This window comes from Streptomyces sp. ICBB 8177, assembly GCF_003144095.1.
GTDB lineage: Bacteria > Actinomycetota > Actinomycetes > Streptomycetales > Streptomycetaceae > Streptantibioticus_D.
Genome location: NZ_NSKH01000018.1, coordinates 2,243,182 through 2,269,460, shown reverse-complemented (window position 1 = coordinate 2,269,460; position 26,279 = coordinate 2,243,182). Strand labels below are relative to the sequence as shown.

The 26,279-nt window shown below is 72.4% G+C and carries 23 protein-coding genes and 1 riboswitch; of the genes, 10 read left to right on the top strand and 13 right to left on the bottom strand.

Annotated elements, in window-relative coordinates:
* Nucleotides 1-182 precede the first annotated feature (182 nt).
* Nucleotides 183-440 (top strand): WhiB family transcriptional regulator, encoded by a 258-nt coding sequence (locus CK485_RS18710; RefSeq protein WP_109452013.1) that lies wholly within the window; start codon nucleotides 183-185, stop codon nucleotides 438-440.
* Between the two features lie 360 nt (nucleotides 441-800).
* Here the strand turns inward: CK485_RS18710 and CK485_RS18705 are convergent, their stop codons facing one another.
* The gene (locus tag CK485_RS18705; RefSeq protein WP_109452011.1) at nucleotides 801-2,261 is read right to left on the bottom strand and encodes a PAS domain-containing sensor histidine kinase; all 1,461 of its coding nucleotides are present in this window, start codon (nucleotides 2,259-2,261) and stop codon (nucleotides 801-803) included.
* Between the two features lie 466 nt (nucleotides 2,262-2,727).
* Between CK485_RS18705 and CK485_RS18700 the strand changes: the two genes are divergently transcribed.
* Complete coding sequence (locus tag CK485_RS18700) at nucleotides 2,728-4,140, top strand: CoA transferase (protein ID WP_109452009.1); 1,413 nt, start codon at nucleotides 2,728-2,730, stop codon at nucleotides 4,138-4,140.
* A 60-nt stretch (nucleotides 4,141-4,200) separates the two neighbouring features.
* Here the strand turns inward: CK485_RS18700 and CK485_RS18695 are convergent, their stop codons facing one another.
* The 5 genes from CK485_RS18695 to CK485_RS18675 all read right to left on the bottom strand — a co-directional run bounded on the left by CK485_RS18695 (nucleotide 4,201) and on the right by CK485_RS18675 (nucleotide 10,064).
* On the bottom strand, nucleotides 4,201-5,271 hold the full coding sequence (locus tag CK485_RS18695) for an SIS domain-containing protein (RefSeq protein WP_109452007.1): 1,071 nt from the start codon (nucleotides 5,269-5,271) through the stop codon (nucleotides 4,201-4,203).
* 39 nt (nucleotides 5,272-5,310) lie between these two features.
* On the bottom strand, nucleotides 5,311-6,858 hold the full coding sequence (locus CK485_RS18690) for a glycoside hydrolase family 3 N-terminal domain-containing protein (RefSeq protein WP_109452005.1): 1,548 nt from the start codon (nucleotides 6,856-6,858) through the stop codon (nucleotides 5,311-5,313).
* Nucleotides 6,855-7,682: a carbohydrate ABC transporter permease gene (locus CK485_RS18685; protein ID WP_109452004.1), complete on the bottom strand. Its 828-nt coding sequence runs from the start codon at nucleotides 7,680-7,682 to the stop codon at nucleotides 6,855-6,857. Before CK485_RS18685 ends, CK485_RS18690 begins: the two co-directional genes overlap by 4 nt.
* Complete coding sequence (locus tag CK485_RS18680; protein WP_109452002.1) at nucleotides 7,679-8,662, bottom strand: sugar ABC transporter permease; 984 nt, start codon at nucleotides 8,660-8,662, stop codon at nucleotides 7,679-7,681. The genes CK485_RS18685 and CK485_RS18680 overlap by 4 nt, the downstream gene beginning before the upstream one ends.
* A 106-nt stretch (nucleotides 8,663-8,768) precedes the next feature.
* On the bottom strand, nucleotides 8,769-10,064 hold the full coding sequence (locus CK485_RS18675; RefSeq protein WP_241968401.1) for an extracellular solute-binding protein: 1,296 nt from the start codon (nucleotides 10,062-10,064) through the stop codon (nucleotides 8,769-8,771).
* Between the two features lie 255 nt (nucleotides 10,065-10,319).
* On the opposite strand from CK485_RS18675, the gene CK485_RS18670 reads away from it, so the two are divergent.
* The 5 genes from CK485_RS18670 to CK485_RS18650 all read left to right on the top strand — a co-directional run bounded on the left by CK485_RS18670 (nucleotide 10,320) and on the right by CK485_RS18650 (nucleotide 17,354).
* Nucleotides 10,320-11,117: a GntR family transcriptional regulator gene (locus CK485_RS18670; protein WP_109452001.1), complete on the top strand. Its 798-nt coding sequence runs from the start codon at nucleotides 10,320-10,322 to the stop codon at nucleotides 11,115-11,117.
* Nucleotides 11,118-11,374: 257 nt separating this feature from the next.
* On the top strand, nucleotides 11,375-11,704 hold the full coding sequence (locus CK485_RS18665; protein ID WP_109451999.1) for a DUF3311 domain-containing protein: 330 nt from the start codon (nucleotides 11,375-11,377) through the stop codon (nucleotides 11,702-11,704).
* Nucleotides 11,704-13,347 (top strand): sodium:solute symporter, encoded by a 1,644-nt coding sequence (locus CK485_RS18660; protein ID WP_109451997.1) that lies wholly within the window; start codon nucleotides 11,704-11,706, stop codon nucleotides 13,345-13,347. The genes CK485_RS18665 and CK485_RS18660 overlap by 1 nt, the downstream gene beginning before the upstream one ends.
* 335 nt (nucleotides 13,348-13,682) lie before the next feature.
* A riboswitch (cobalamin riboswitch) is annotated at nucleotides 13,683-13,820 on the top strand.
* A 124-nt stretch (nucleotides 13,821-13,944) separates the two neighbouring features.
* Nucleotides 13,945-16,320, top strand: coding sequence for a ribonucleoside-diphosphate reductase subunit alpha (locus CK485_RS18655; protein ID WP_109451995.1), 2,376 nt, complete (start codon nucleotides 13,945-13,947; stop codon nucleotides 16,318-16,320).
* Nucleotides 16,320-17,354 carry a ribonucleotide-diphosphate reductase subunit beta gene (locus CK485_RS18650; RefSeq protein WP_109451993.1) on the top strand — a complete coding sequence of 345 codons (1,035 nt, stop codon included), beginning with the start codon at nucleotides 16,320-16,322 and terminating at the stop codon, nucleotides 17,352-17,354. Before CK485_RS18655 ends, CK485_RS18650 begins: the two co-directional genes overlap by 1 nt.
* Before the next feature lie 96 nt (nucleotides 17,355-17,450).
* Here CK485_RS18650 and def read toward each other — a convergent pair whose 3' ends face one another.
* From def to CK485_RS18615, 7 genes are all read right to left on the bottom strand, one after another.
* Nucleotides 17,451-18,077 carry a peptide deformylase gene (gene def, locus CK485_RS18645; protein WP_109453232.1) on the bottom strand — a complete coding sequence of 209 codons (627 nt, stop codon included), beginning with the start codon at nucleotides 18,075-18,077 and terminating at the stop codon, nucleotides 17,451-17,453.
* Between the two features lie 91 nt (nucleotides 18,078-18,168).
* The gene (locus tag CK485_RS18640) at nucleotides 18,169-19,164 is read right to left on the bottom strand and encodes a hypothetical protein (RefSeq protein ID WP_109453230.1); all 996 of its coding nucleotides are present in this window, start codon (nucleotides 19,162-19,164) and stop codon (nucleotides 18,169-18,171) included.
* Nucleotides 19,165-19,312: 148 nt separating this feature from the next.
* Entirely contained in the window at nucleotides 19,313-19,528 is a 216-nt protein-coding gene (locus CK485_RS18635) for a biotin/lipoyl-binding carrier protein (RefSeq protein WP_109451991.1), read from the bottom strand.
* Nucleotides 19,529-19,820: 292 nt separating this feature from the next.
* Nucleotides 19,821-20,267 carry a mycothiol system anti-sigma-R factor gene (gene rsrA / locus CK485_RS18630; RefSeq protein ID WP_109451989.1) on the bottom strand — a complete coding sequence of 149 codons (447 nt, stop codon included), beginning with the start codon at nucleotides 20,265-20,267 and terminating at the stop codon, nucleotides 19,821-19,823.
* On the bottom strand, nucleotides 20,264-20,950 hold the full coding sequence (locus CK485_RS18625; RefSeq protein ID WP_199239445.1) for a sigma-70 family RNA polymerase sigma factor: 687 nt from the start codon (nucleotides 20,948-20,950) through the stop codon (nucleotides 20,264-20,266). Before CK485_RS18625 ends, rsrA begins: the two co-directional genes overlap by 4 nt.
* Before the next feature lie 344 nt (nucleotides 20,951-21,294).
* Nucleotides 21,295-21,954 (bottom strand): alpha/beta family hydrolase, encoded by a 660-nt coding sequence (locus tag CK485_RS18620; protein WP_109451985.1) that lies wholly within the window; start codon nucleotides 21,952-21,954, stop codon nucleotides 21,295-21,297.
* The gene (locus CK485_RS18615) at nucleotides 21,951-22,769 is read right to left on the bottom strand and encodes an SOS response-associated peptidase (protein ID WP_109451983.1); all 819 of its coding nucleotides are present in this window, start codon (nucleotides 22,767-22,769) and stop codon (nucleotides 21,951-21,953) included. Before CK485_RS18615 ends, CK485_RS18620 begins: the two co-directional genes overlap by 4 nt.
* Before the next feature lie 87 nt (nucleotides 22,770-22,856).
* Between CK485_RS18615 and CK485_RS18610 the strand changes: the two genes are divergently transcribed.
* The 3 genes from CK485_RS18610 (at nucleotide 22,857) to rsgA (ending at nucleotide 26,171) form a co-directional block, all read left to right on the top strand.
* Nucleotides 22,857-23,570 (top strand): M50 family metallopeptidase, encoded by a 714-nt coding sequence (locus CK485_RS18610; protein WP_109451981.1) that lies wholly within the window; start codon nucleotides 22,857-22,859, stop codon nucleotides 23,568-23,570.
* A 222-nt stretch (nucleotides 23,571-23,792) separates the two neighbouring features.
* On the top strand, nucleotides 23,793-25,157 hold the full coding sequence (aroA, locus tag CK485_RS18605) for a 3-phosphoshikimate 1-carboxyvinyltransferase (protein ID WP_109451979.1): 1,365 nt from the start codon (nucleotides 23,793-23,795) through the stop codon (nucleotides 25,155-25,157).
* Nucleotides 25,158-25,166: 9 nt separating this feature from the next.
* The gene (rsgA, locus tag CK485_RS18600) at nucleotides 25,167-26,171 is read left to right on the top strand and encodes a ribosome small subunit-dependent GTPase A (RefSeq protein WP_109451977.1); all 1,005 of its coding nucleotides are present in this window, start codon (nucleotides 25,167-25,169) and stop codon (nucleotides 26,169-26,171) included.
* Nucleotides 26,172-26,279: the final 108 nt, after the last annotated feature.

Here is a 26,279-nt window from a genome sequence, read left to right as displayed (position 1 = left end):
GGCTCTTCTTGGCGATCGGGACGGCCCTCCACCGGGCCCCCTTGAGAGCCCGAATCTCCTTCCTCACCCAATGTGGTCCGCGCCAGAGAACCTGGCTGCCGACCTGTTGCCACGGGGGGATTCGTGAAAGCGTTCACATTCACAAGCAACGTGCCAGCAACACACCAGGAGTTGGAGCAGACATGGACTGGCGTCATCGCGCCATTTGCCGCGAGGAAGACCCCGAGCTCTTCTTCCCGATCGGCAACACCGGTCCTGCCCTGCTGCAGATCGAGGAAGCCAAGGCCGTCTGCCGTCGCTGCCCCGTCATGGAGCAGTGCCTGCAGTGGGCGCTGGAGTCCGGTCAGGACGCCGGCGTCTGGGGTGGCCTCAGCGAGGACGAGCGCCGCGCGATGAAGCGCCGCGCCGCTCGCAACCGGGCGCGCAACGTCAGCGCCTGACGCCCACCGCCCCGACGTGCTCGGGTGACGCGCCGCCGCGCAGCACACGCGCGGAACGCGTCCCCGCTCTCGATCCGCAGCGCGCAGCACACCGAACGCGCAGCAGACAGACGTAGCACAAGGCAGTAGGCAACAGCCCCGGTCGATCACGTGTCGACCGGGGCTCGATGCTGTCCGGGACCTCTTCGGGGTCCAACTCATGATCGCGGCAGGGGCGTTGGCCGGGCAGGGCGCTGTGCGCCCGGGCGGCCCCGCGCGGAGGCAGCAGGCGTCCCGGCCAGGACAGCCGTTCGCCGCAACGCGCCGACCGCCCGGGCGGGTGGGCCTCCTCCCCCGGGTCGCGCCCCCGCCAGGGGGCGGTTACTGCTTCGTGGTGGCCGGGGCGGGGATGTCCAGCAGGACGCGGGTGCCGGACGTCTCGCCGGAGCGCATGTCGAACGTGCCGCCCAACTCGCCCACCACCAGCGTGCGCACGATCTGCAGGCCGAGGTTGCCCGCGCGCTGCGGGTCGAAGCCCTCGGGCAGTCCGCGGCCGTCGTCCTCGACGGTGACCAGCAGCCGCTCCCCCACCCGTTCCGCGGTGACCGCGAGTTCGCCGCGCTGGCCGGGGCCGAAGCCGTGTTCGAGCGCGTTCTGCACGAGCTCGGTCAGCACCATCGACAGCGGGGTCGCGGTCTCCGCGGTGAGGATGCCGAACCGGCCCCGGCGCGCGGCGGCCACCCGTCCCGGTGACAGTTCGGCGACCATCGCGATCACCCGGTCCGCGATGTCGTCGAACTGCACGCGCTCGTCCAGGTTCTGCGACAGCGTCTCGTGCACGATGGCGATCGACCCGACCCGGCGCACCGCCTCCTCCAGCGCGCCGCGCGCCTTGTCGGAGTCCATGCGGCGAGCCTGGAGGCGCAACAGCGCGGCCACCGTCTGGAGGTTGTTCTTGACCCGGTGGTGGATCTCCCGGATCGTCGCGTCCTTGGTGATCAACTCGCGCTCTCGGCGGCGCAGTTCCGTCACGTCGCGCAGCAGCACCAGCGAACCGATGCGGGTGCCCTTGGGCTTGAGCGGGATCGCCCGCAGCTGGATGACGCCGTCGCCGCCCTCCACCTCGGTCTCCCGCGGCGCCCACCCGCTGGCGAGCTTGACCAGCGCCTCGTCCACCGGCCCGCGCGACGGCGCCAGGTCGGCGGTGGTCTGCCCGAGGTGCAGCCCGACCAGGTCGGTGGCGAGCCCCAGGCGGTGGTACGCGGACAGCGCGTTGGGGCTCGCGTACTGCACGATGCCGTCGGCGTCGAGCCGGATCAGCCCGTCGCCCGCGCGCGGCGAGGCGTCCATGTCGACCTGCTCGGCGGGGAACGGGAACGATCCGGCGGCGATCATCTGGGCCAGGTCCGAGGCGCTCTGCAGATACGTCAGCTCCAGCCGGCTCGGGGTGCGCACGGTGAGCAGGTTGGTGTTGCGGGCGATCACCCCGAGCACCCGGCCCTCGCGGCGCACCGGGATCGACTCGACGCGGACCGGGACCTCCTCGCGCCACTCCGGGTCGCCCTCGCGCACGATGCGGCCCTCGTCCAGCGCGGCGTCCAGCATGGGGCGGCGGCCACGCGGCACCAGGTGGCCGACCATGTCGTCCTGGTAGGAGGTCGGCCCGGTGTTGGGCCGCATCTGCGCGACCGACACGTAGCGGGCGCCGTCCCTGGTCGGCACCCACAGCACCAGGTCGGCGAAGGAGAGGTCGGACAGCAGTTGCCACTCGGAGACCAGCAGGTGGAGCCATTCGAGGTCGGGGGTACCGAGGTCGGTGTGCTGGCGTACGAGGTCGTTCATGGAGGGCACGTGGGGAGCGTACCCTTGCGGGCGGCGGCATCCGTGGCCAGATGTTCATCGGAGCGTCGCCGGAACGTCTTTCCTGACGTATGGACAGACGCTAATGGTCTAGTCCACAATTGACATCGGCAAGCCTCCGTCCTCCCCGCACAGGAGGGCGGATCGAGGCCACCGGCGCTCTCTGCCCTGACTGCGTCGCGGCCTCCCACCCGGTCGGCATCCCGGCCGCGGGGACCGCACACCCCGCGCCACCGGCGCCGACGGCAGCTGAGGGCTGCGGTGCCGCGAGGGCTGAGGGTCCCTTGCCGGCGCCGCGGCCCGCGGCGTTTTCCGGCCCGACGCCCTGCGGCGTTTTCCGGCCCGATGCCCGGCGTTTCCCGCCCGCGGCGTCTTGCGGCCCCACGCGGATCCTCGGCTCCCTCGGGGCCCCTTCGCGCTGGGCGGCCCACCGCGGCACACTGGTCCGATGATCTTCCGGGACGACCCCACGACCGTGCAGGCCTGGACCGCGCTGGGCGGCGACGCCGGCGCGGCCCGCGCGGTGGCCCACGAGACCGCCGGCGGCTGCCTGCCGGCCCGGCTGCCGGTGCGGGAACTGGCCAGGGCGACCGTCGCCGCCTGCTCGCTGGCCGCCGCGGAACTGCTCGCGCTGCGCGGTGGCGGGAGCCCGCCCGCCGTCACCGTGCGGGAGGCGGCGGTGGCCACCGCGTTCGTCAGCGAACGGCACCTGCGGATCGACGGCCGGGCCGGGCGGACCTTCGCCCCGCTGTCCGGCTTCTGGCGCGCCGCCGACGGCTGGGTGCGCACTCACGCCAACTACCCGCACCACCGCGCCCGTCTGCTGTCCGCCCTGGGCATCCCCGACACCGGGGACGACGAGGCGCTGACCGGCGTCCTCGCCCGCGAGCTGGCGGACCGCCCCGCTCACGCGATCCAGGAGACCGCCTACGCGGCCGGAGGCCTCGCCGTCGAGGTCGCTCCCGCGCCCGCGCCGCACGGCGGTCCGCGACCGGCTTCCGCTTCCGCGCGGGCGCCGCGCACTGAGGGCCTGCCGCTGGTCGAGACCCCGCTCCTGGGCCGGGGCGGCGCGGTACGGGAGCTGGGCCCCGCCGCGCTGCCCGCCGAAGGGGTGCGGGTGCTGGACCTGTCGCGGGTCATCGCCGGGCCGGTCGCCACCCGCACCCTCGCGCTGCTCGGCGCCGACGTCCTGCGGATCGACTCTCCCCGGCTGCCGGAGGACGAGGACGCGCACGCCGACACCGGCCAGGGCAAGCGCTCGGCCCTGCTGGACCTGGCCGACCCCGGCGACCGCGAGGTCTTCGAGGACTTGCTGGCCTCGGCCGACGTCGTGGTGAGCGGTTACCGTCCCGGCGCGCTCGACGCGTTCGGCCTGGAGCCCGCCGACCTGCTCGCCCGGCATCCGGGGCTGGTCGTCGCGGGGATCGACGCGTGGGGCTGGAGCGGGCCGTGGGCGCGGCGGCGCGGTTTCGACAGCCTCGTCCAGGCGGCCACCGGCATCGCCGCCGTGGAGGCCGGCGCGGACGGCCGCCCGGGGGTGCTGCCCGCGCAGGCGCTGGACCACGGCACCGGATACCTGCTGGCGGCGGCCGTGCTGCGCGCGTTGTCGCTGCGCCGGGAGACCGGGGCCGGGCGCCATGTGCGGCTGTCGCTGGCCGGGACGGCGGGATGGCTCGTGCACGGCATCCGGCCCGGCCCGCGCGGCGGTGAGCCGTACGAACCGGGGGCCTGGCTCACCGAGACCCCTTCCCCCTGCGGGGTCCTGCGGTACGCCCTGCCCCCGGTCGGCTACGACGGCGCGCCCCGCGACTGGGCGCGGCCGCCGGGGCGATGGGGCCGGGACCTGCCGCGCTGGACGTGACGCGCGGCCCGGCCGGGGCGGGCCCGGCCCGCCGGATCGGGCCCGGCCGACCGGCCGCGGTCAGCGGGTCTCGGTGACCTTCGCCAGCGCGCGCGGCGCGTCCGGGTCCTGGCCGCGGGCGATGGTGATCTCGTAGGCCAGCATCTGGAGCGGGATGATCTCCAGGATCGGCTGGACCTCCTCCGCGACTCCGGAGGTCGGCAGCACGAAGCCCGCGGACGCCTGGGCGACCTGCTTCTCGCTGCCGATGACGACGAGGTCGGCGCCCCGGCCGCGCAGCCGGTCGAGTACCGGCTGCAGCGCCTGGCCGCCCTTGCCCTCGGTGACGATGGCGATCACCGGCGAGACGTTGTCGACCATGGCCAGCGGGCCGTGCAGCAGGTCGGCGCCGGAGAAGGACAGGGCGGGGATGTAGCTGGTCTCCATCAGCTTCAGCGCGGCCTCCTTGGCGGTCGGGTAGCCGTAACCGCGCGAGGTGAGCACCAGCCGCTCGGCGAAGCGGTAGCGCGACGCCAGCTCCTTGACCTCCCCCTGCCGGGCGAGGATGCGCTCGGCCAGCTCCGGCAGCACCTGGGCCGCCGAGCCGTCGCCGCCGCGCAGGCCCTCCACGAACAGGTAGAGGGCGAGGAGTTCGGCGGTGTACGTCTTGGTCGCGGGCAGCGCCTTCTCCGGCCCGGCCAGCACGTCGATGTGGAACTCGGAGACCTCGGCGAGCGGGGAGTCGGCGTTGTTGGTGACCGCCAGCGTGATCGCCCCCGCCTTGCGCGCCGCCTCGGTGGACGCCACCAGGTCGGGCGAGCCGCCGGACTGGCTGACGGTGATGACCAGGGTGTCGCGCAGGTCGGGCTCGGCGCCGTAGGCGGTCGTGGTGGACATGGAGGTCAGACCGGCCGGCTTGCCGAGCAGCACCTCGATCAGGTACTTCGCGTACAGCGCCGCGTTGTCGGAGGTGCCGCGCGCGGTCAGCAGGACGAAGCGCGGGTTGCGCGCGGCGACCTGCTCGGCGATGGCCCGGATGCGCGGCGCGCCCTCCTCGAGGATGCGGCGCAGCACCTCGGGCTGCTGGGCCATTTCGCCGGACATGATCCGGCCCGGCTGGCTGTCGAGCTGGGTCGGATTCGGGGCGGTCATGCGTTGAGCCTCCAGCTGTGTCGTTCTCGTCCGCGTCGCTCAGCGCCCGGCGTCGTTGCCGGCGATGACCTCCGCGGCTGCCCGCCCGCAGACGCGGGCCGCGCCATGGGTCGCGATGTGCGGCGCGCCGCACGGCGGGGCCTGCGGCACGCCCATCTCGACGACGACCGCGTCGGGCCGGACGGCGAGCAGGGCGTGCAGGGCGTCGGCCATCCACGCGTGGCGGTGGACGTCGCGAACCACGATGACGATCCTACGGTCCGACGCACTGCCCAGCACATTTGCGACCAACGCGGTCAGACCACGCTCGGTCACCTCGGCTTCGCGGTACGTGCCGGTGGCCGTCCCGGGCAGCAGCCGCTCCAGTTCCGCGCCGAGCCCCCACGGCGTCTCGTCGCCGACCGCGATGTTGGCGACCGGCGTGAACGCGGCGACGTACACCGGTCCGGTCGGCGGGACGTAGGGGCGCTCGCTCGTGACGCGCAGCGCCCTGCGGGCCGCCCGCAGTCCGACGTCGCCCGGCGCGACCGGCCCGGACGCGGCCCCCTCCGCCGCGTCCGGGCCGTGGTCGCGGGCCCAGGCGCCGAGCGCGCGGACCCGGCCGGCCGCCTCGGCGAGCCGTTCCTCGGCGAGGTCCCCGGCGCGCACCGCCTCGACCAGCGCGTCGCGCAGCCGCAGCACGGTCTCCTCGTCGGCGAGGCCGCCGCCCACGCAGATCGCGTCGGCGCCCGCGGCGAGCGCCAGCACGGTGCCGCGAGCGATGCCGTAGGTCGCGGAGATGGCGCGCATCTCGACGCCGTCGGTGACGATCAGCCCGTCGTAGCCGAGGCCGCCCTCGCGTTCCGGTGCGCGCAGCAGGCCGGTCAGCGCGGCGGGGCTGAGGGTGGCCGGGAGCGTGGCGTCCAGCGCGGGCAGCAGGATGTGGGCGCTCATCACGGCCCGCGTCCCGGCGGCCAGCGCGGCGCGGAACGGCACGAGTTCGCGGGCGCGCAGCGTGGCGAGGTCGGCGTCGACCCGCGGCAGGGCGTGGTGGGAGTCGACGGCGGTGTCGCCGTGACCGGGGAAGTGCTTGACGCAGGCGGCGACCCCGGCGGACTGGAGTCCCTCGACGTAGGCGGCGGTGTGCCGGGCGACCAGGTCGGGGTCGGCGCCGAACGAGCGCACCCCGATGACCGGGTTTCCGGGGTCGGAGTTGACGTCGGCGGACGGCGCCCAGTCGAGGGTGACGCCGCAGGAGCGCAGCACGCGGCCCAGCTCCCGGGCGACCTCGCGGGTCAGAGCCGGGTCGTCGACGGCGCCGAGCGCGTGGTTGCCGGGGAAGGACGAGCCGGTGCGCGCCTCCAGCCGGGTGACGTCGCCGCCCTCCTCGTCGGCGGCGACCACCACGTCCGGGGATTCGGCGCGCATTCGCGCGGTGAGGGCGGCGACCTGCTCGGGGGTGACGACGTTGCGGGCGAACAGGGCGACCGAGCCCAGTCCCTCGCCGAGCCTGCGCAGCACCCAGTCGGGCGCGGTGGTCCCGGTGAAGCCCGGTTGCAGGACGGCGAGCGCGTCCCGGGTGACCGTGTCGGTCGCCGCCACCGTCATCCCTTCACCGCCCCCGCGGTCAGGCCGCCGACGGCCCGGCGCTGGAGGAAGAGGAAGACGATGATCACCGGCAGGGTGAACAGGGTGGAGGCGGCCATGGTGGCACCCCAGTCGTCACCGAAGTTGGTCTGGAACTGCGTCAGCCACAGCGGCAGGGTCTGGGCGCTGTTCTTGTTGAGGATCAGCACGAGGGGGAACTCGTTCCACGCGGTGATGAAGCCGAACAGCGAGGTGGCCATCAACCCCGGCGCCAGCAGCGGGAAGACGATCCGCACGAACGCCTGGAATCGGGTGCAGCCGTCGACGAGCGCCGACTCCTCCAGTTCCCTGGGCACCGCGGCGACGAAACCGCGCAGCGTCCAGACGGTGAACGGCAGCACCATCATCATGTAGAAGAGGGTCAGCGGCAGCAGGCTGTCGAGCTGGTTCTGGTCGCGGACGATCATGTACACGGAGATCGTCATGACCTCCCAGGGCGCCATCTGCGCCATCATGATCACCAGGATGAAGGCCTTGCGTCCGCGAAAGCGCATCCGGGCCACCGCGAACGCCGCGAGCAGCGCCACCACCAGGGACAGCAGCACGGCCGAGACGGTCACGGTGAAGCTGTTGCGCACCAGCGTCCAGAAGCCGGCCGCGTGGACGGCCGCGCGGAAGTGGGCGAGCGTGCCGTGGACCGGTATGAACACCGGGGTCTTGCTGATGATGTCGAGGTCCGGCTTGAAGGCCGTCGTCGCCATCCAGTAGACGGGGAAGACGAAGAAGACGAACAGGACGACGGCGACGGCGTTGGGCCAGACGCGTCCGAACAGCGAGCGCCTCACAGGTCGTCCTCCTGCTTGAGCATGATGCGGAAGTAGTACGACATCAGCGCCAGCAGGATCACGATGGTGAGCGTGGAGATCGCCGCACCCATCCCGTAGTGCTGGTTGCCGACGCCTTCGATGAACGCGTACACCGGAAGCGTCTCGGTGGACCCCTCGGGGCCGCCCGCGTTGAGCGCGTAGACCTGGGTGAACGCCTTGAAGACCCAGATGACTTCGAGGAACGTGGTGCCCAGGAAGAAGGGCTTGAGGATCGGGAAGGTCACCGAGCCGAAGGTGCGCCAGGCACCGGCGCCGTCCATCCGGGCCGCCTCGAACAGCTCGGCGGAGATCGTGGTCAGTCCGGCGTAGAGGTTGAGCGCCACGAACGGCACCGACTGCCAGACGATCATCAACGTGATGACGGAGAACGTCGAGAACTGGTGGCCGAACCAGTTGTACCCGGCCATCGAGTGCCAGCCGAGCTTGGCCAGGCACCAGTTGACGACGCCGTACTGGGAGTCGAACAGCCACTGGTAGACGGTGGTGCCCGCGACCACCGGCATCGCCCAGGCCAGCACCAGGCCGAGCTGCACCAGCAGCCGCATCCGCTTGCCGAGCCGGTTCAGCAGCAGGCCCACCGCGGTGCCGAAGGCCATGATCAGCGCCACGTTGGCGAGGGTGAACAGCACCGAGCGCAGCACGGTGTGCCAGAAGGTGGAACTGCTCAGCTGGTCGGTGTAGTTGCTGAAGCCGGTCCACTGGGTGGTGTGCTGGATCAGCTGGAAGGCGTTGAGGTCCTGGAAGGAGATGATGACGTTGCGCACCAGCGGATAGCCGAGCAGCGCGATCGTCGCCACGCACGCCGGCAGGATCAGCAGGTACGGCGCGCTGCGGGCGCCGAGCCCCCTCCCGCCGCGCCGCACGCGGTCCGCCGGTGGCGCGTCGGGCGCCCTGCCTCGCCCGGGACGCGTCCGGGCGCCTGTGGTTTGCGCCGCCATTGCGTTGTCTTCCTCCCGCCGAATCCCGCCGAACCGCTGGTCCCCGCAGGGCCGTGCGGCCGGCCGGGGCGGTTTCCTCCGCCGCCCCGGCCGGCCCTCTTGCGGCCTACTGCTTCTGGTTGAGCCTGTTGTCGACCTCCGCGTCGGCCTTCTTGGCCGCGGCGGCCGGGTCCTGGCCCTGGAGCACGGGGGTCATGAACAAGGTGGTGATCGGGTTGGGCGCGTTCTCCACGTTGCCCCAGGTGGGGATCAGCGGGGTGGTGCCGCCGTTGGTGGCCGCCGTCGCCGAGACCGTGCCGTAGTCGTTGCCCGCGAGGTTGGAGTCGAGCGAGGTCTTGTTCGGGATGACGCCGCCCTCCTTGGCCAGCTCGCCCTCGAACTTGTCGGAGAGCGCCAGCTTCAGGAAGTCCTCGGCCATCTGCGGGTTCTTGCTGTTCTGCGCGATGGCGAGGTTGGAGCCGCCGATGAAGACCTTGGCGGGGGTGTTGGCGCTCGCGCCCGGCATCGGGAAGTAGCCGACCTCGTTCTTGAGGGCCGGGTTCTTGGCGATGGCGCCCGCCGCCTCCCAGCCCAGGCCCAGGAACGCGCCGACGTCGCCCTTGGCGAAGACGTCGGACTGCTGCGGGGTGGCCTCGTCCTTGTCCTTGGGGGCGGTGCCGTAGGAGTTGAGCTTCTTGTACAGGTTGATGGCGCTGGCCGCCTGCGGGCTGTCGAGGTCCGCGGTGTACTTGCCGCCGTTGTCCTTGACCAGGTCGGCGCCCGCGTCCAGCAGGAAGCCGTCGAAGGCGTACCAGTCCTGGCCGGGCAGGTAGAACGCGTCCTGGGTGCCCTTGGCCTTGATCGCGGCCAGGTCCTTGAACAGGTCGTCCTGGGTCTTGGGGGTGCTGGTGATGCCGGCGCCGGCCCAGATCTTCTTGTTGTAGACCACGACGCGGGTGGCGAAGTACCAGGGGGCGGCGTACTGCTTGCCCTGGTAGACCGCCGAGGCGTTCATCGACGGGGCCCAGGAGTCACCGCCGAGCGAGGACTTGTCGGCGGACAGGTCCTTCAGGCCGCCGGTGGCCGCGTAGTACGGGGTCTGGGTGTTGCCGACCTCGAAGACGTCCGGCGGGTTGCTCTCCGACAGGGCGGTGGTCAGCTTCTGCTGGATGCCGTCCCACTGCTGGACCTTGATGTCGACCTTGGCTCCGGTGTACTGCTTCTCGAAGGCGGCCGTGATGTCCTTCGTCCACCCGGGCGGGTTGGAACCGCTCATCACCCACACGGTCAGCGTCTTGCCCTTGAACGCGTCAGGGCCGGACGCCTTGTCGCTGCTGCCCCCGCCGCCGGATCCGCACGCCGCCACGGACACGGCCATCACCGCGGCCCCCAACACGGCGATCGCCGCTCTGCGCTTGCCCATCACGTCACCCTCCGAGAGTGCCCGGGAAACCCCCCTGGTCTTTAATGGTTTAGACCAGTACCGGGGAGCTTGGCCTAGACCTTTAGGGGTGTCAAGGGTGTATAAGAGCGGCTGTGGAGTCCGTTACCGGACCGACACCTGGCCAGCGGGGGTGCGGGCCGCCCGCCGGGGCGGAACCGGCCGTGCCACCATGTGAGCCGCGATTGGACGGAGGAGCCGGTGACGGCAGCCGAGAAGGAGTCGGGAGCACAGTCCATGGAGACCGAGGGGGGCGCCGGAGCACCGGCGGCCGCGGCGGCGGACGCGCCGGAGGGCGGCACGAACGCCACCGGCACCCGCACCGCGCGCGTGCCCAAGTACTACCGGCTCAAGCGGCACCTGCTGGAGATCACCCAGACCATGCCGCCCGGCACCCCGGTGCCTCCGGAACGCACGCTGGCCGCCGAGTTCGACACCTCGCGCACCACCGTACGCCAGGCGCTCCAGGAGCTGGTGGTCGAAGGCAGGCTGGAGCGGGTGCAGGGCAAGGGCACCTTCGTGGCCAAGCCCAAGGTCGCCCAGGCGCTGCAACTGACGTCGTACACCGAGGACATGCGCGCCCAGGGACTGGAACCGGCGTCCCAGCTGCTGGACATCGGCTACGTCACCGCCGACGACCGCCTCGCGGACCTGCTGGACATCAGGCCGGGCGGCCGGGTGCTGCGCATCGAGCGGCTGCGGCTGGCGAACGGCGAGCCGATGGCCATCGAGACCACGCACCTGTCCGCCAAGCGCTTCCCGGCCCTGCGCCGCAACCTCGCCAAGCACACCTCGCTGTACACCGCGCTCGCCGAGGTCTACGGCGTCCACCTCGCGGAGGCCGAGGAGACCATCGAGACGTCGCTGGCCACACCCCGTGAGGCGGGTCTGCTGGGCACCGACACCGGGCTGCCGATGCTGCTGCTGTCGCGCCACTCGATCGACACGACGGGCGAACCGGTGGAGTGGGTGCGGTCGGTGTACCGCGGTGACAGGTACAAGTTCGTCGCCCGGCTCCAGCGGCCGGTCCCCTAGGGCGGAGCGGGGCGCCGTTCCTCACGGAACGTGACCGTTCCCGCGCCTCCCGGCGGCTCCCCGCGGGAGGACGTCAACCCGCCTGTTCCGTATGCCCGTTCGGCGGATTCAGATCAACTTTCCGTACCGATACGCGGACGAGTGGTGACCCGGCAGCGGACACTGGCCTAGATTTCCTGCGCATCGCACAGGAAAGCCGTCCCGCACCGCACGCCGTCCCGCGCGGGAACGCCGTCGACACCACGGGGAGCCGCCGCATGTCCGTGTCCGATCCGCCGTCCGCCGCCGGGCGCCGGGTGATCACGCCCACCCGGGTGGTCGCCGGCGTCCTGCTGGCGGTCCCCGTCGTCGCCACGATGTGGGTGAGTTCGTACGCGCGGGCCACGCCCGCGTTCATCGGCATCCCGTTCTTCTACTGGTACCAGATGGCCTGGGTGATCGTCTCCGCCGCCTTCACCGCCGCCGCGTACGTGCTGGTCCGCCGTGAGGAGCGGGCCCGCAGGCAGCCGGTGGCGACGGTCGGAACGGCCGCCGCCACCGAAGCCGAGGGCGCGAACGGCCTCAACGGGCAGGGAGGCGACGCCTGATGCACGGTGGTGCCGATCACGTCAACGGCGTCACGCTCGCCGTCTTCCTCGTCTTCTTCCTCCTGGTCACCGTCCTCGGCTTCCTCGCCTCCCGCTGGCGCCGCGCCGCGAACGCGCAGCACCTGGACGAATGGGGCCTGGGCGGCCGCAGTTTCGGGACCTGGGTGACCTGGTTCCTGCTCGGCGGCGACCTGTACACCGCGTACACCTTCGTCGCCGTCCCCGCGGCGGTCTACGCGGCCGGCGCCTCCGGCTTCTTCGCCGTCCCGTACACCGTCCTGGTCTACCCGCTCATCTTCTGCTTCCTGCCCCGGCTGTGGTCGGTCTCGCACCGCCACGGGTACGTCACGCCCTCGGACTTCGTGCGCGGGCGGTACGGCTCGAAGGGGCTGTCGCTGGCCGTCGCGGTCACCGGCATCCTCGCCACGATGCCGTACATCGCCCTGCAACTGGTGGGCATCCAGGCCGTGCTGGACGTGATGGGCATCGGGGGCGGCGCGCACGCGGGCCGGCTGGTGCGCGACCTGCCGCTGCTGATCGCGTTCGCCGTGCTCGCCGCGTACACCTACTCCTCGGGGCTGCGGGCGCCGGCGCTGATCGCGTTCGTCAAGGACACGCTGATCTACCTGGTGATCGCGGTCGCCATCATCTACATCCCCATCAGGCTGGGCGGGTTCGGGCACGTCTTCGCGCAGGCGGGCCACGCGTACGCCACCGTCAACCCGGCGACCCACAAGCCGCGCGGCGAGCTGATCACCAGCGCGAAGAACCAGTTCGCCTACGGGACGCTGGCGCTCGGCTCCGGACTGGCGCTGTTCATGTACCCGCACTCGGTCACCGCGACGCTCTCCAGCCGCAGCCGCGACGTGGTGCGCCGCAACACCGCCATCCTGCCGCTGTACTCGCTGATGCTGGGACTGCTGGCGATGCTCGGGTTCATGGCGATCGCCGAGGGCGTCGGCAAGGGCGTCAAGGGCTACAACAGCCAGCTGGCGATCCCCCAGTTGTTCCGCGACGTCTTCCCGTCCTGGTTCACCGGCGTCGCCTTCGCCGCGATCGGCATCGGCGCGCTGGTCCCGGCGGCGATCATGTCCATCGCGGCGGCGAACCTGTTCACCCGCAACGTCTACAAGGACCTGCTCAAGCCGGACGCCACGCCGGAGCAGGAGACGCGGGTCTCGAAGCTGGTGTCGCTGGTGGTGAAGGTCGGCGCGCTGGTCTTCGTGCTCAGCATGGACAAGACGGTCGCCATCAACCTCCAGCTGCTGGGCGGCATCTGGATCCTGCAGACCTTCCCGGCGATCGTGGCGGGCCTGTTCACCCGCTGGTTCCACCGCTGGGCGCTGCTGGCGGGCTGGCTGGTGGGCATGGTGTACGGCACGTGGGCGGCGTGGACGGTGGCCAGTCCGACGCAGGCGCACTTCGCCGGCAGCTCGAAACTGGTCCCCGGCATCGGCCGCCTGGGCTACATCGGCGTCACCGCCTTCGCGTTGAACGTCGCCGTGGCGGTACTCCTCACCCTGGCCCTGAAGGCGTTCAGGGCCCCCGAGGGCACGGACGAGACCACGGAGGCCGACTACACGGCCGACGCCGACACCCCCCGCCTCCACAAGCCCGACCTGACCCTGGCCGCGGAGTCGTAGACCCACACCGGTGCGCCGTCGTTCCCTCCCGCGTGCGGGAGGGAACGACGGCGCACCGGTGTGGCGTTGGCCCCGTATGGGACGATCCGGTGTGCCAGGAGCACACCAACCCGGGCATCGCCCCGAAGGGCCGGCGCCCCCTCCTGGCCATGCTGAGCGGCACCGCGGCCGCGGTGGAATACGTACGCCTCCGCGGTGGCCGAGCTCGGGATGGAGACCGACCCCCCGGCGCCCCTCACGCCCAGCGGGTCGCTCGCCCAGGTGGCCGAAAGGGTGGCCCAGGACGCCGCCTGAGGCACGACACGACACAACATCTAGGGGTGCTCAACCTCCGAGCCACAAGATGTATGCTCGACGTGCTGTCGCCGCAGGGGAACTCCGGTGGGAATCCGGGACTGTCCCGCAACGGTGTGCGAGCGTACCTGGCCGTACGCCCGTGAGTCCGAGTACCTGTCGACAGCGCATCCTCCGCCCGGCCGGTCGGAGTGGTGCCGAGATGTCCGGGCCTCGCGGGTTGGGCCGGTGGACGCGCCGCGGCATGCCCGTGCGCGGCCTGCCCCCTCGCGTCGCCACCGCCTACGAGGGAGACAGATCGCCGTGACCATCGCGCCCGCAGACCCCGCCTCAGCACTCGCCCCCGACGCGCCCGAAGGGCCCGGCACCGCGCTGCTGCGCACCCTGACGGAGCTGACCGCCGATCTGCCCGCCACCGACCCGGGACGGGTCGCCGCCGCCGCGCTGCGCGGCCGGCACGCCGGGTCCGACGACGCCGAACTGCGCTCGCTGGCCACCGAGGCCGCGGCCGGCCTGATCGCCGAGGACCCGCAGTACAGCCGCCTCGCCGCCCGTCTGCTGGCCCGCGCGATCGCCGACGAGGCCGCGGGGCAGGGCGTGGTCACGTTCTGCGACTCCATCGCGACCGGTCACCGCGAGGGCCTGATCGCGGACCGCACCGCCGGCTTCGCCGCCGCGCACGCCGCCCGCCTGGACGCCGCGATCGACCGCGAGGGCGACGACCGCTTCGGCTACTTCGGCCTGCGCACCCTGCACAGCCGCTACCTCCTGCGTCACCCGACGTCCCGTCAGGTCATCGAGACGCCGCAGCAGTTCATGCTCCGGGTGGCCTGCGGCCTGGCCGAGGACGACTCGCGCCGGGCGCTGGAGGACGTGCTGTCGCTGTACGCGCTGATGAGCCGCCTGGACTACCTGCCCAGCTCGCCGACGCTGTTCAACTCCGGCACCCGCCACCCGCAGATGTCCTCCTGCTACCTGCTGGACTCCCCCCTCGACCAGCTCGACTCGATCTACCAGCGCTACCACCAGGTCGCGCGGCTGTCGAAGCACGCGGGCGGCATCGGCCTGCCGTACTCCCGCATCCGGTCGCGCGGTTCGCTGATCCGCGGCACCAACGGGCACTCCAACGGCATCGTGCCGTTCCTGCGCACCCTCGACTCCTCGGTCGCCGCCGTCAACCAGGGCGGCCGCCGCAAGGGCGCGGCCTGCGTCTACCTGGAGACCTGGCACGCGGACATCGAGGAGTTCCTGGAGCTGCGCGACAACACCGGCGAGGACGCCCGGCGCACCCACAACCTCAACCTGGCGCACTGGATCCCCGACGAGTTCATGCGCCGCGTGGAGTCGGACGGTGAGTGGTCGCTGTTCTCCCCCGCCGACGTCCCGCAGCTGGTCGACCTGTGGGGCGACGAGTTCGACGCCGCGTACCGCGCGGCGGAGGCGCGGGGGCTGGCGGTGCGGAGCGTGCCCGCGCGGCAGTTGTACGCCCGCATGATGCGCACCCTCGCGCAGACCGGCAACGGCTGGATGACCTTCAAGGACGCCTCCAACCGCACCGCCAACCAGACCGCCGAGCCGGGCCGGGTCGTGCACTCGTCCAACCTGTGCACGGAGATCCTGGAGGTCACCGACGACGGCGAGACCGCGGTGTGCAACCTCGGCTCGGTCAACCTCGCCGCCCACCTCGGCGCCGACGGCGAGATGGACTGGGAGCGGCTGGACGCCACCGTGCGCACCGCCGTGACCTTCCTCGACCGCGTCGTCGACATCAACTTCTATCCGACCGGCGAGGCCGCCGCCTCCAACTCCCGCTGGCGGCCGGTGGGTCTGGGGGTGATGGGCCTGCAGGACGTCTTCTTCCGGCTGCGGCTGCCGTTCGACTCGGAGGGGGCGCGGGCGCTGTCCACCCGCATCGCCGAACGCGTCATGCTCGCCGCCTACGAGGCCTCCGCCGACCTGGCGGAACGTCACGGCCCGTTGCCCGCCTGGAGCGAGACCCGGACGGCGCGCGGCGTGCTGCACCCCGACCACTACCCGGACGTCGCCCGCACCTGGCCGGAGCGCTGGGACGCGCTGCGCGAGCGCGTCGCCGCGACCGGCATGCGCAACTCCCTGCTGCTGGCGATCGCCCCGACCGCCACCATCGCCTCGATCGCCGGTGTCTACGAGTGCATCGAGCCGCAGGTCTCCAACCTCTTCAAGCGCGAGACGCTCAGCGGTGAGTTCCTCCAGGTCAACGCGTACCTGGTGGAGGAGCTGAAGGCGCTGGGCGTGTGGGACGCGCAGACCCGGGAGGCGCTGCGCGAGTCCAACGGCTCGGTGCAGGAGCTGAACTGGATCCCCGAGGACGTGCGCGACCTGTACCGCACGGCGTGGGAGCTGCCGCAGCGCGGGCTGATCGACATGGCCGCCGAGCGCACCGCGTACCTCGACCAGAGCCAGTCGCTGAACCTCTTCATGGCGTCGCCCACCATCGGCAAGCTCAGCTCGATGTACGCCTACGCGTGGAAGAAGGGCCTGAAGACCACGTACTACCTGCGTTCGCGCCCGGCGACCCGGATCGCCCGCGCGGCGAGCGGTGCGACGGCAGCCGCGGCCGTCCCCGCCCAGCAGACCACCGGGGCCGACGCCGTGGCCTGCTCCCTTGAGAACCCCGAGTCCTGCGAGGCCTGCCAGTGATGTCCACCCCGACCACGACCACGACCACGACCACCAAGAACCTGCTGGACCCGGGCTTCGAGCTGACGCTGCGGCCGATGCGCTACCCGGACTTCTACGAGCACTACCGCAACGCGATCAAGAACACCTGGACGGTGGAGGAGGTCGACCTCAACTCCGATGTCGCCGACCTGGCCAAGCTCTCCCCCGGTGAGCAGCACCTGATCGGCCGGCTGGTCGCGTTCTTCGCCACCGGTGACTCGATCGTGGCGAACAACCTGGTGCTCACCCTCTACAAGCACATCAACTCCCCCGAGGCGCGGCTGTACTTGTCGCGGCAGCTGTTCGAGGAGGCCGTGCACGTCCAGTTCTACCTGACGCTGCTGGACACCTACCTGCCCGACCACGACGACCGGGCGGCGGCGTTCGCGGCGGTGGAGAACATCCCGTCGATCCGCGAGAAGGCGCAGTTCTGCTTCACGTGGATGGACTCGGTGGAGAAGCTGGACCGCCTGGAGACCAAGGCGGACCGGCGGCGCTTCCTGCTGAACCTGATCTGCTTCGCGGCGTGCATCGAGGGCCTGTTCTTCTACGGCGCGTTCGCCTACGTCTACTGGTTCCGCTCGCGCGGTCTGCTGCACGGCCTGGCGACCGGCACCAACTGGGTGTTCCGCGACGAGTCGATGCACATGGACTTCGCCTTCCAGGTGGTCGACACCGTGCGCCAGGAGGAGCCCGAGCTGTTCGACGACGAGATGGGCCGGCAGGTCACCGCGATGCTGGAGGAGGCGGTCGAGGCGGAGCTGCAGTTCGCCCGCGACCTGTGCGGCGACGGCCTGGCGGGCATGAACACCGACTCGATGCGCGAGTACCTCCAGGCGGTCGCCGACCAGCGCCTGGCCCGCCTGGGCCTGCCGGTGCGCTACGGCTCGGCCAACCCGTTCTCGTTCATGGAACTGCAGAACGTCCAGGAGCTGACCAACTTCTTCGAACGCCGCGCCTCCGCCTACCAGGTGGCGGTCGAGGGCACGGTGTCGTTCGACGACGACTTCTAGGAACCGCCGGTTCCAGGGGCCGTTGAACGCCGAAGTGCCCCGGAAGGAAAGCCTTCCGGGGCACTTCGGCGTTCTCGCGGGCCGCGGGCCGGGGCGTCAGTCGTTGGGGACGACTTCGTAGCGCGGGGTCTTCTCGGCCATCTGCTGGAGGGCGTCCTTGCGTTCGCGCTTGGAGAGGCGGTCGAGGTAGAGGTGGCCGTTCAAGTGGTCGGTCTCGTGCTGGAGGCAGCGGGCGAAGTAGCCGCGGCCGTGGACGGCGATCGGGTTGCCGTGCAGGTCCTGGCCGCGCACGATCGCGTAGTCCGGGCGGGCCAGCTCCATGTAGGCGCCGGGCACCGAAAGGCAGCCCTCGTTGGAGTCGTCCAGCACCCGCTGGTCGGCGGGAAGCTCGTCGAGCACCGGGTTGACGACGTGGCCGACGTGCCGCACGCCCTCGTCGTCGGGGCAGTCGTAGACGAAGACCCGGGCGTCCACGCCGATCTGGTTGGCGGCCAGGCCGACGCCCTCGGCGGCGCGCTGGCTGGCGAACATGTCGTCGATGAGGGCGGCGAGCTTGTCGTCGAACTCGGTGACCGTGGCGCACGGCTTGTGCAGCACGGGGTTGCCGACGACGGTGATCGGGCGCACCGTGCCGCGCTCCCGGTGCGCCGCCTCCCGCTGCTCGGCGTCCACCGTGTCGTCGGTGAACTCCGACACCTGAGCGGTCTGCTCCTGCTGGGTCATGGTCTGCCGTACGCCTTCCCTGAACATCGTGATGACCGGGGCCGGCCCGTGGACCGGCACGACTGTCAAGGGTACGGCCACCGGGCGGCGCTCAGCAGACCTCTTCCAGATCGCGCCAGTCCCGGCTGTCCGGGCTGTCGGCGACCCAGCCGTCCAGCAGCCCGCGCACCAGGCCGGCCGGGGCGGCGATCCCGCACTCCCGCTCCGGCACCCACAGGGCGCCCTCGCTGCGGTGCGACAGGTGGGAGAGGTGGCCGGGGTGGCCCGGCTCGCCGTGGTCGTGCGGGTCGCGGGTGGCGGCCGAGCCGTCGTCGGTGGGCATCCGGGACTCCGAGCACGTCCGGCACAGCAGCCGCACGGACGACGACCAGTCCTCCGCCGCGTACCCGGCGTCGGCCGCGAGGCGCTCCAGCGCGTCCCGGTCGGCCTCGGTGGCCGCCTCCAGCAGCACCAGCCAGGTCGGCACCGGCGAGGGCGCCCACAGTTCGATCTCGTCGAAGACCGGGAAGGTACCGCCGTCCGGTGCGACGCGTTCGCCGTGCGGGACGCCGTCGTGCAGCACCACCTCGCCCCAGCGCCGCCCGGAGGAGGGCAGCGGGATGCTCAGGACCTCCAGCCGGGCCGGGTCCAGCCTGCGGCCCCAGACGACCTCGGCCTCCCCCTCGGGGGACAACCGCACCGCGGCGCTGCCCAGCGCCATGGTCACCGGGGCGTCCGAGGGCGCCCCGGCCTCGCCGGCCGGCATCCGCAGGCCGTACGCCTGCCAGGCGCGGCGGGCCAGCGGCCAGTCCTGAAGGGCGGTGGCGGCGATGCCGATGTTCCACCAGTCGGGGGCGCCGGAGTCGCGGTCCAGCAGGGCGACGGCGCGAAGACCGGCGGAACGGGCCTGCTCCCAGTCGTGGCGGAACTTGTGCAGCAGGGCCAGGTTGTACCAGGACTCGGGCAGCCAGGGCTCCAGGTCGGCGGCGCGGGTGAGCAGCGCGCCGGCGTCCTCGTAGCGCCCGTCGTCGATCAGCGTGAAGGCACGGTCGGTGGCCTGCCGCCACGTGGTGGAGGGCCGGTGCCGCACTCTGCCGAAGATCCTCACGATTCCCGCCTGCTGCCGGTTGCTGGTCTGGGTCTGTTCCACGCCTGCTGCGGATGGTTCAGAGCCGATGGTCGGGGCCTGGTGGCTCGCAGCCCTGCGGCTGGGAGCCTCGTGGCTCCATGTCCTTTGGTGCCGGAGCCGGGCCGTCTCAGCCGATGACGGCCAGGACGTCGCCCTCCTGCACCACGTCGCCCTCCGCCACCTTGAGTTCCGCGACGACGCCCGTCGACTCGGCGAGCACCGGGATCTCCATCTTCATCGACTCCAGAATCACCAAGGTGTCGCCTTCCGTCAGGGCATCGCCCTCATGAGCGACAACCTTCCATACATTGGCCACCATTTCCGCCTGGATTTCGGTGCTCACCACTCCTCCTTGCCAGCCGGCGGGGGCGTCAACCCCTCCCCTGGTGCGCATCCAACCACGAGGGCGCGGAACCTCGCTCATTACCGACCGGTTCGCCCCTTACGGGGAGTTTTCTCGGCCGTTCAGGTACGCCTACGGGCGTGGTACGCCACCGAACGCGCATGCGTCGTCGTATGGCGGGCCACGCCCGTCGGAAAGGGTGATGGTGTTACCGGCGTCGCCGGTGTGGTGCGCGGTACCGGTGCGGTGAGCGGTGTCCGTGGGTCGCTGCCGGTCGAGCTCACCGGACGCCTCAGGCAGGCTCGCTCTCGGGCTTCGAGGCCTGTGCGGCGTTCGAGGCCTGTGCGGCGTTCGAGGCCTGTGCGGCGTTCGATGCCTGTGCGGCGTTCGATGCCCGCGACGCCTTCGAGGGCTCCGGCTCCGAGGCCTTGGCGGGGTCTTCGCACGCCTGGTCCCGGGACGCCTCGGCCTCAGGCCGGATCTCCCCGGCGCGGATCATCTCGATGCGGCCCAGCACCTTCGAGCGCAGGTCCCCGGGCACGTCGTCATGCCCGCAGCAGCGCTTGACCAGCTTCTTCACGGCCTGCTCCAGGCCGTACTTCTCCAGGCACGGGTTGCACTCGCCGAAGTGCTCCTCGAACTTGGTGCAGTCGCCCTCGGGCATCTCGCGGTCGAGGTACTCGTAGAGGTGGTCGAGAACCTCGGAGCAGTCCGTCTCGTGCGGATCGCCGCAGCTCATGTGTCCGAGCCTTTCGCTTCGTGCGACTCGCCCGCGCCGGGGGCACCGGCCCCCGCGGGAACGAGCCCGCGCTCGCGCGCGTAGTCCTCCAGCAGACCGCGCAACTGCCGCCGTCCACGGTGCAGGCGGGACATCACCGTGCCGATGGGTGTCCCCATGATGTCGGCGATCTCCTTGTAGGCAAAGCCCTCGACATCGGCCAGGTAGACGGCGATGCGGAACTCCTCGGGGATCGACTGGAGCGCCGTCTTCACGTCGGAGTCCGGGAGGTGGTCGAGGGCCTGGGACTCGGCGGAGCGCAGTCCCGTCGACATGTGCGACTCGGCCCGCGCCAGCTGCCAGTCCTCGATCTCCTCCGTGCCGCTGCGCTGTGGTTCACGCTGCTTCTTGCGGTAGGAGTTGATGAAGGTGTTGGTGAGGATGCGGTAGAGCCACGCCTTGAGGTTGGTGCCCTCGCGGAACTGGTGGAAGGACGCGTACGCCTTGGCGTACATCTCCTGCACCAGGTCCTCGGCGTCGGCCGGGTTGCGCGTCATGCGCAGGGCGGCCGAGTACATCTGGTCGAGGTAGGACAGCGCGTCCCGCTCGAAGCGCGCGCTGCGCTCCTGCGGGCTCTCGGATTCAGGGCGGGGCTGCGGCTGCTCGCCCGTCGTGCCGTCGTCGGTCCCTGTGACCGGACCCACCTCCTCCACCACCGCGGCGCGGCCGCCTCGTGCGACGACGCCCGATTGGGAGAATATCCCGGACGACTCGACGCCGCCGGACGTGCCCGAAGTGGTCCCCCACCGCGGCCACGACAGGTAGGGAGCCTGGGAGCGGGCCTGGCACGCGAGTGAACCCATGCGCTGCCTTCCTCGATCGAGCGGGTACCTACGCGGTCCGGCGGGCCGCCGCCGCGTACTGTCGCCTGGCACAACGCGACGGCCCGCCCAGTCATTCCCGCGCCGGAGCGCACGCCTCCGTACGTACGCGCCGAAGCCCGTACGTACGCGCCGGAGCGCGACCGCTGCGGCCCGCAGTGTGGCCGCTACGGCTTGAGCGTGGCCGCCAGCCAGTCCGCGACGGTGCCCGTCAGCAGGGCCAGGGCGGCCTCCTGGGTGACGGGGGCCCGCTTCGGCACGGCGAAGCCGTGGTCGCCGTACGGCACCTCGACGGGCGCCACCGGGGCCGGGAACTCCCCGGGGCGCCCGAAGGGGTCACGACCGCCCTGCACCACCAGCGTCGGCACCCCGGCGCCCAGCAGTTCGTCCGCGCGGGACTTCTCCGGCTTCCCCGGGGGGTGGAGGGGGAAGGACAGCGCGACCACGGCCGCGGCGCCCAGGCCCTTGGCGGTGCGGCAGGCGACCCTGGCCCCGGCGCTGCGGCCCGAGGCGGCCACCGGGAGCCCTTCGCGGGCCAGCGCGGGCCACAGCGCGGTCCATGCCGCGTCCAGCGTCCTCGGCGCCGGGGCGACCTTCTTGCCCGCCACCCGCCACGGCTGCTCGACCAGCGCCACGGTGACCCCCTGCGGCGGCAGCGCGGCGGCCAGCGCCACCAGGTCGCGCGCCTCGATCCCGCCCCCGGCGCCGTGCCCGGCGGCCAGCACCGCGTACGGCCGGGCTGCCCGGTGCCAGGTGATGCGGGCGTCGCCCTGCGAGGTGGCGACCGTCTCGCGCTCCTCAGCGGGGGCGCCCTCGCGCTCGGTCAAAACAGCGTCGCCTCCTCGGGCGCGGGCAGCGGCTGGAGCAGTTCGGGGCCGTTGTTGCGCACGTCGCTGACCCCGGTCGTCACAGGGTAGGCGCGGACCGTCCCGGCGGGCGGCGGCACGAGCAGGGCGCGCGTCTCCTCCTCGCCGGTGCGGGACGGGTCGAGCCAGGCGTCCCAGCGGTCGGGGGTGACGATCAGCGGCATGCGGGGGTGAATGTCGGCGAGCGCGGCCGGACCGCCCTCGTAGGCGGCCCCCGCCAGCGGCTCGGTGTCGGCCTCGGTGGTGATCACCGCGCAGGTCACCCGCCAGGCGTCCGGGTGGTCCGGCGGGAGCGCGGGGTCGCGCCAGAACTCGTAGAGCCCGGCGAACGCCATCACCTCGCCGTCGGCCGGGGTGACGAAGTACGGCTGCTTGCGCGCGCGTTTGCGCTTGCCCTGCTCCTCGAGCTGCCGTTCGTCCGGGCCGGTCAGCCACTCGTAATACCCGTCGGCGGGCAGCAGGCAGCGGCGGGCGGCGAACGCCCGCCGGTAGGACGGCTTCTCGTGCACGGTCTCGGCCCGCGCGTTGATCATGCGGGCGGCGCCCTCGGGCGAGGTGGCGAACGGCGGCACGAGCCCCCAGCGCAGCACCCTCAACTGCCGTACCGGGCGCGGCGATCCGGACCCCTTCTCCGGCCGGTCCAGGACCGCGTACACGCGTTTGGTCGGGGCGACGTTCCAGTCCGGCGCGAGCTGCTCGGCGGGGTCCCGGCGCTCCGCCCCGAACCGCTCGGCCAACTCCCCCGCATCCCGGCTCGCCGCGTATCGCCCGCACATGGGTGCAACACTGCCACGGCGTCGCGGGCGCCGGCACCATGCCCCGGCTCCACACGTTGCAAGGGCGTCGTTCTTCTCAGGGGAGCCATGGACATCAAGGACATCAGCGACGTGTGGGACCGGGTCGTGGGCACGCAGCCGCACCCGCCGGCCTGGCTGGTGGGGGTGACCGGCGTGGTCGCGCTCGCCGCCGTGCTGCCGCGCGGCGTCTGGCACGTCACCCGCAACGCGGTCACCATCGCGCACGAGGGCGGCCACGGGCTGGTGGCGCTGCTGAGCGGGCGCAGCCTCGAGGGCATCCGGCTGCACTCCGACACCTCGGGGCTGACCGTCTCGCGGGGCAAGCCGCACGGCATCGGCATGGTGCTGACCGCCGCCGCGGGCTACACCGCGCCGTCCCTGATAGGCCTGCTCGGCGCCTGGCTGCTGGCGGCGGGGCACATCACCGCGCTGCTGTGGGGGGCGGTGGCGCTGCTGGTGGCGATGCTGGTGATGATCCGCAACGCCTACGGGGTGCTGACCGTGGTGGTCGCGGGCGGCGCGTTCTTCCTGGTCTCCTGGCTGACGGGGGCGACGACCCAGGCCGCGTTCGGGTATCTGGCGGTGTGGTTCCTGCTGCTGGGCGGGGTACGGCCGGTGATCGAGCTCCAGGGCAAGCGGCGCTACGGGCAGGCGCCGGACTCCGACGCCGACCAGCTCGCCCGGCTGACCAACGTGCCGGCGGCGATGTGGCTGGTGCTCTTCTACGCGGTCGCGCTGTGCGCGCTGGTGGGCGGCGGGCGGTGGCTGCTCGGGGTGTGAGCCGGCGGCCGCTCGGGTTGTGGGCCTGTGGCCGCTCGGGCTGCGAGCCGCGCGTGCGCCGGTGGTGAGCGCGGCGTTGCGCCGAGGGCGTGAACGCGCCCGCGACCGGGGCCGCACGTGCGGACGGGTGACCGCAGGCTCATACCAAGTCGTTGTTTCCGGCGGATTTCGACCGTTCCGGTCACGATTCGCCGCTTCACCTAGCCACTAGAGTTGCTTCCCATGACCGAGAACCCCGCGCACACCGACCTTTGGCCCGCACCGACCGCATCCGGCGCAGTCGACGCGATCGTCACCGTGCCCGGATCCAAGTCGGTCACCAACCGGGCCCTGGTGCTCGCCGCCCTGGCCTCCGAACCGGGCTGGCTGCGCCGCCCGCTGCGCAGCCGCGACACCCTGCTGATGGCGGACGCGCTGCGCGCCATGGGCGTGGGCATCGAGGCGCTGCCCAACAGTGCCTCCGGCGCGGCGGAGTCCACCGGCGGCGAGGCCTGGCGGGTCATCCCGGCCGGGCTGTACGGGCCCGCCCAGGTGGACGTGGGCAACGCGGGCACCGTGATGCGGTTCCTGCCCCCGGTGGCGGCGCTGGCGGACGGGCCGGTCCGCTTCGACGGCGACCCGCGCAGCCACGAACGCCCGCTGCACGGCGTCATCGACGCGCTGCGCGCGCTGGGCGCCCGGATCGACGACGAGGGGCGCGGCGCGCTGCCGTTGACGGTGCACGGCGGCGGTTCGCTCACCGGTGGCCGGGTGGAGGTGGACGCCTCCTCCTCGTCGCAGTTCGTCAGCGCGCTGCTGCTGTCCGCGCCGCGCTTCAACCAGGGCGTGGAGCTGCGGCACACCGGCGCCACCCTGCCGTCGCTGCCGCACATCCGGATGACGGTGGACATGCTGCGGATGGCCGGGGCCAAGGTGGACTCCCCCGAGGGAGGCGGCGAGCAGAACGTGTGGCGGGTGGCGCCCAGCGCGCTGCTCGGCCGCGACCTGACCGTGGAGCCGGACCTGTCCAACGCCGCGCCGTTCCTGGCCGCCGCGCTGGTCACCGGCGGCCGGGTCACCGTTCCGGACTGGCCGGAGCGCACCACGCAGCCGGGCGACGCGCTGCGCGAGATCTTCACCCGGATGGGTGGCACGTACGAGCTGGACGAGCGCGGCCTGACCTTCACCGGCACCGGCCGGGTCCAGGGCATCGACGCCGACCTGCACGAGGTGGGCGAGCTGACCCCGGTGATCGCGGCGGTCGCGGCGCTGGCCGACTCGGAGTCCGAGCTGCGCGGCATCGCGCACCTGCGGCTGCACGAGACCGACCGGCTCGCGGCGCTGGCCAAGGAGCTGAACGAGCTGGGCGGTGACGTCACCGAGACCGCGGACGGCCTGCGCATCCGCCCCCGGCCGCTGCACGGCGGCGTCTTCCACACCTACGAGGACCACCGGCTGGCGACCGCCGCCGCGGTGCTGGGCCTCGTGGTGGACGGCGTCGAGGTGGAGAACGTGGCGACCACCGCCAAGACGCTGCCGGACTTCCCCGAACTGTGGACCGGGATGCTCGCGGCGCGCGGTGACGCGCTCGCCGGACGGGAAGCCTGACACCCCGCCATGCGGCGCTACGGCAAGGACGCCGACGAGGACGACGTGCGGGTGCGCCCGGGCCGCAAGGGCACCCGCCCACGCACCCGCATCCGCCCCAAGCACGAGGACGCAGCCGAGGGCTTCGTGCTCACCGTGGACCGGGGCCGGGTCACCTGCCTGGTCGAGGACCGCCACATCACCGCGATGAAGGCCCGCGAGCTGGGCCGCAAGGGCATCGCGGTCGGCGACCGGGTGGACATCGTCGGCGACCTGTCGGGCGACAAGGACACGCTGGCGCGGATCGTGCGGGTCAAGGAGCGCAGCTCGGTGCTGCGCCGCACCGCCGACGACGACGATCCGTACGAGCGGGTGGTGGTGGCCAACGCCGACCAGTTGGCGATCGTGACCGCGCTGGCCGACCCGGAGCCGCGCCCGCGGCTGATCGACCGCTGCCTGGTGGCCGCCTACGACGCCGGGCTTGAGCCGCTGCTGGTGCTGACGAAGGCCGATCTGGCGCCCGCGGAACCGCTGTTGGAGACGTACGCGCCGCTGGGCGTGCCGTATGTGGTCACCAGTCGTGAGGAGCTGACCGGGGACGCGCTGGCCGCGGTGCGCGAGCGGTTGGCCGGCCGGGTGACCGCCTGCGTCGGCCACAGCGGCGTGGGCAAGACGACCCTGGTCAACGCACTGGTACCGGAGCACGCGCGGGCCACCGGGCACGTCAACGCGGTCACCGGACGCGGCCGGCACACCACGACGTCGGCGCTCGCGCTGCCGCTGCCGGACGGCGAGGGCTGGGTCATCGACACCCCGGGCGTGCGCTCCTTCGGCCTGCACCACGTCGATCCGTCCCGCGTCATCCACGCCTTCCCCGACCTGGAACCGGGCACCGCCGAGTGCCCGAGGGCGTGCAGCCACGACGAGCCGGACTGCGCGCTGGACGCCTGGGTCGAGGCGGGGCACGCCGAGCCCGCCCGGCTGTACTCGCTGCGGCGGCTGCTGGCGACCCGGGAGCGCCGCGAGGGCGACTGAGGCGGGGTGCCGGGCGTGCGCGCTCAGGGCACTCAGGGCGCCGGTCGGCCCGGTTGCCGCTCACCGTGGTGGCGTCTGTGTGATGATCTACCGGTCCGGTGGACGGGG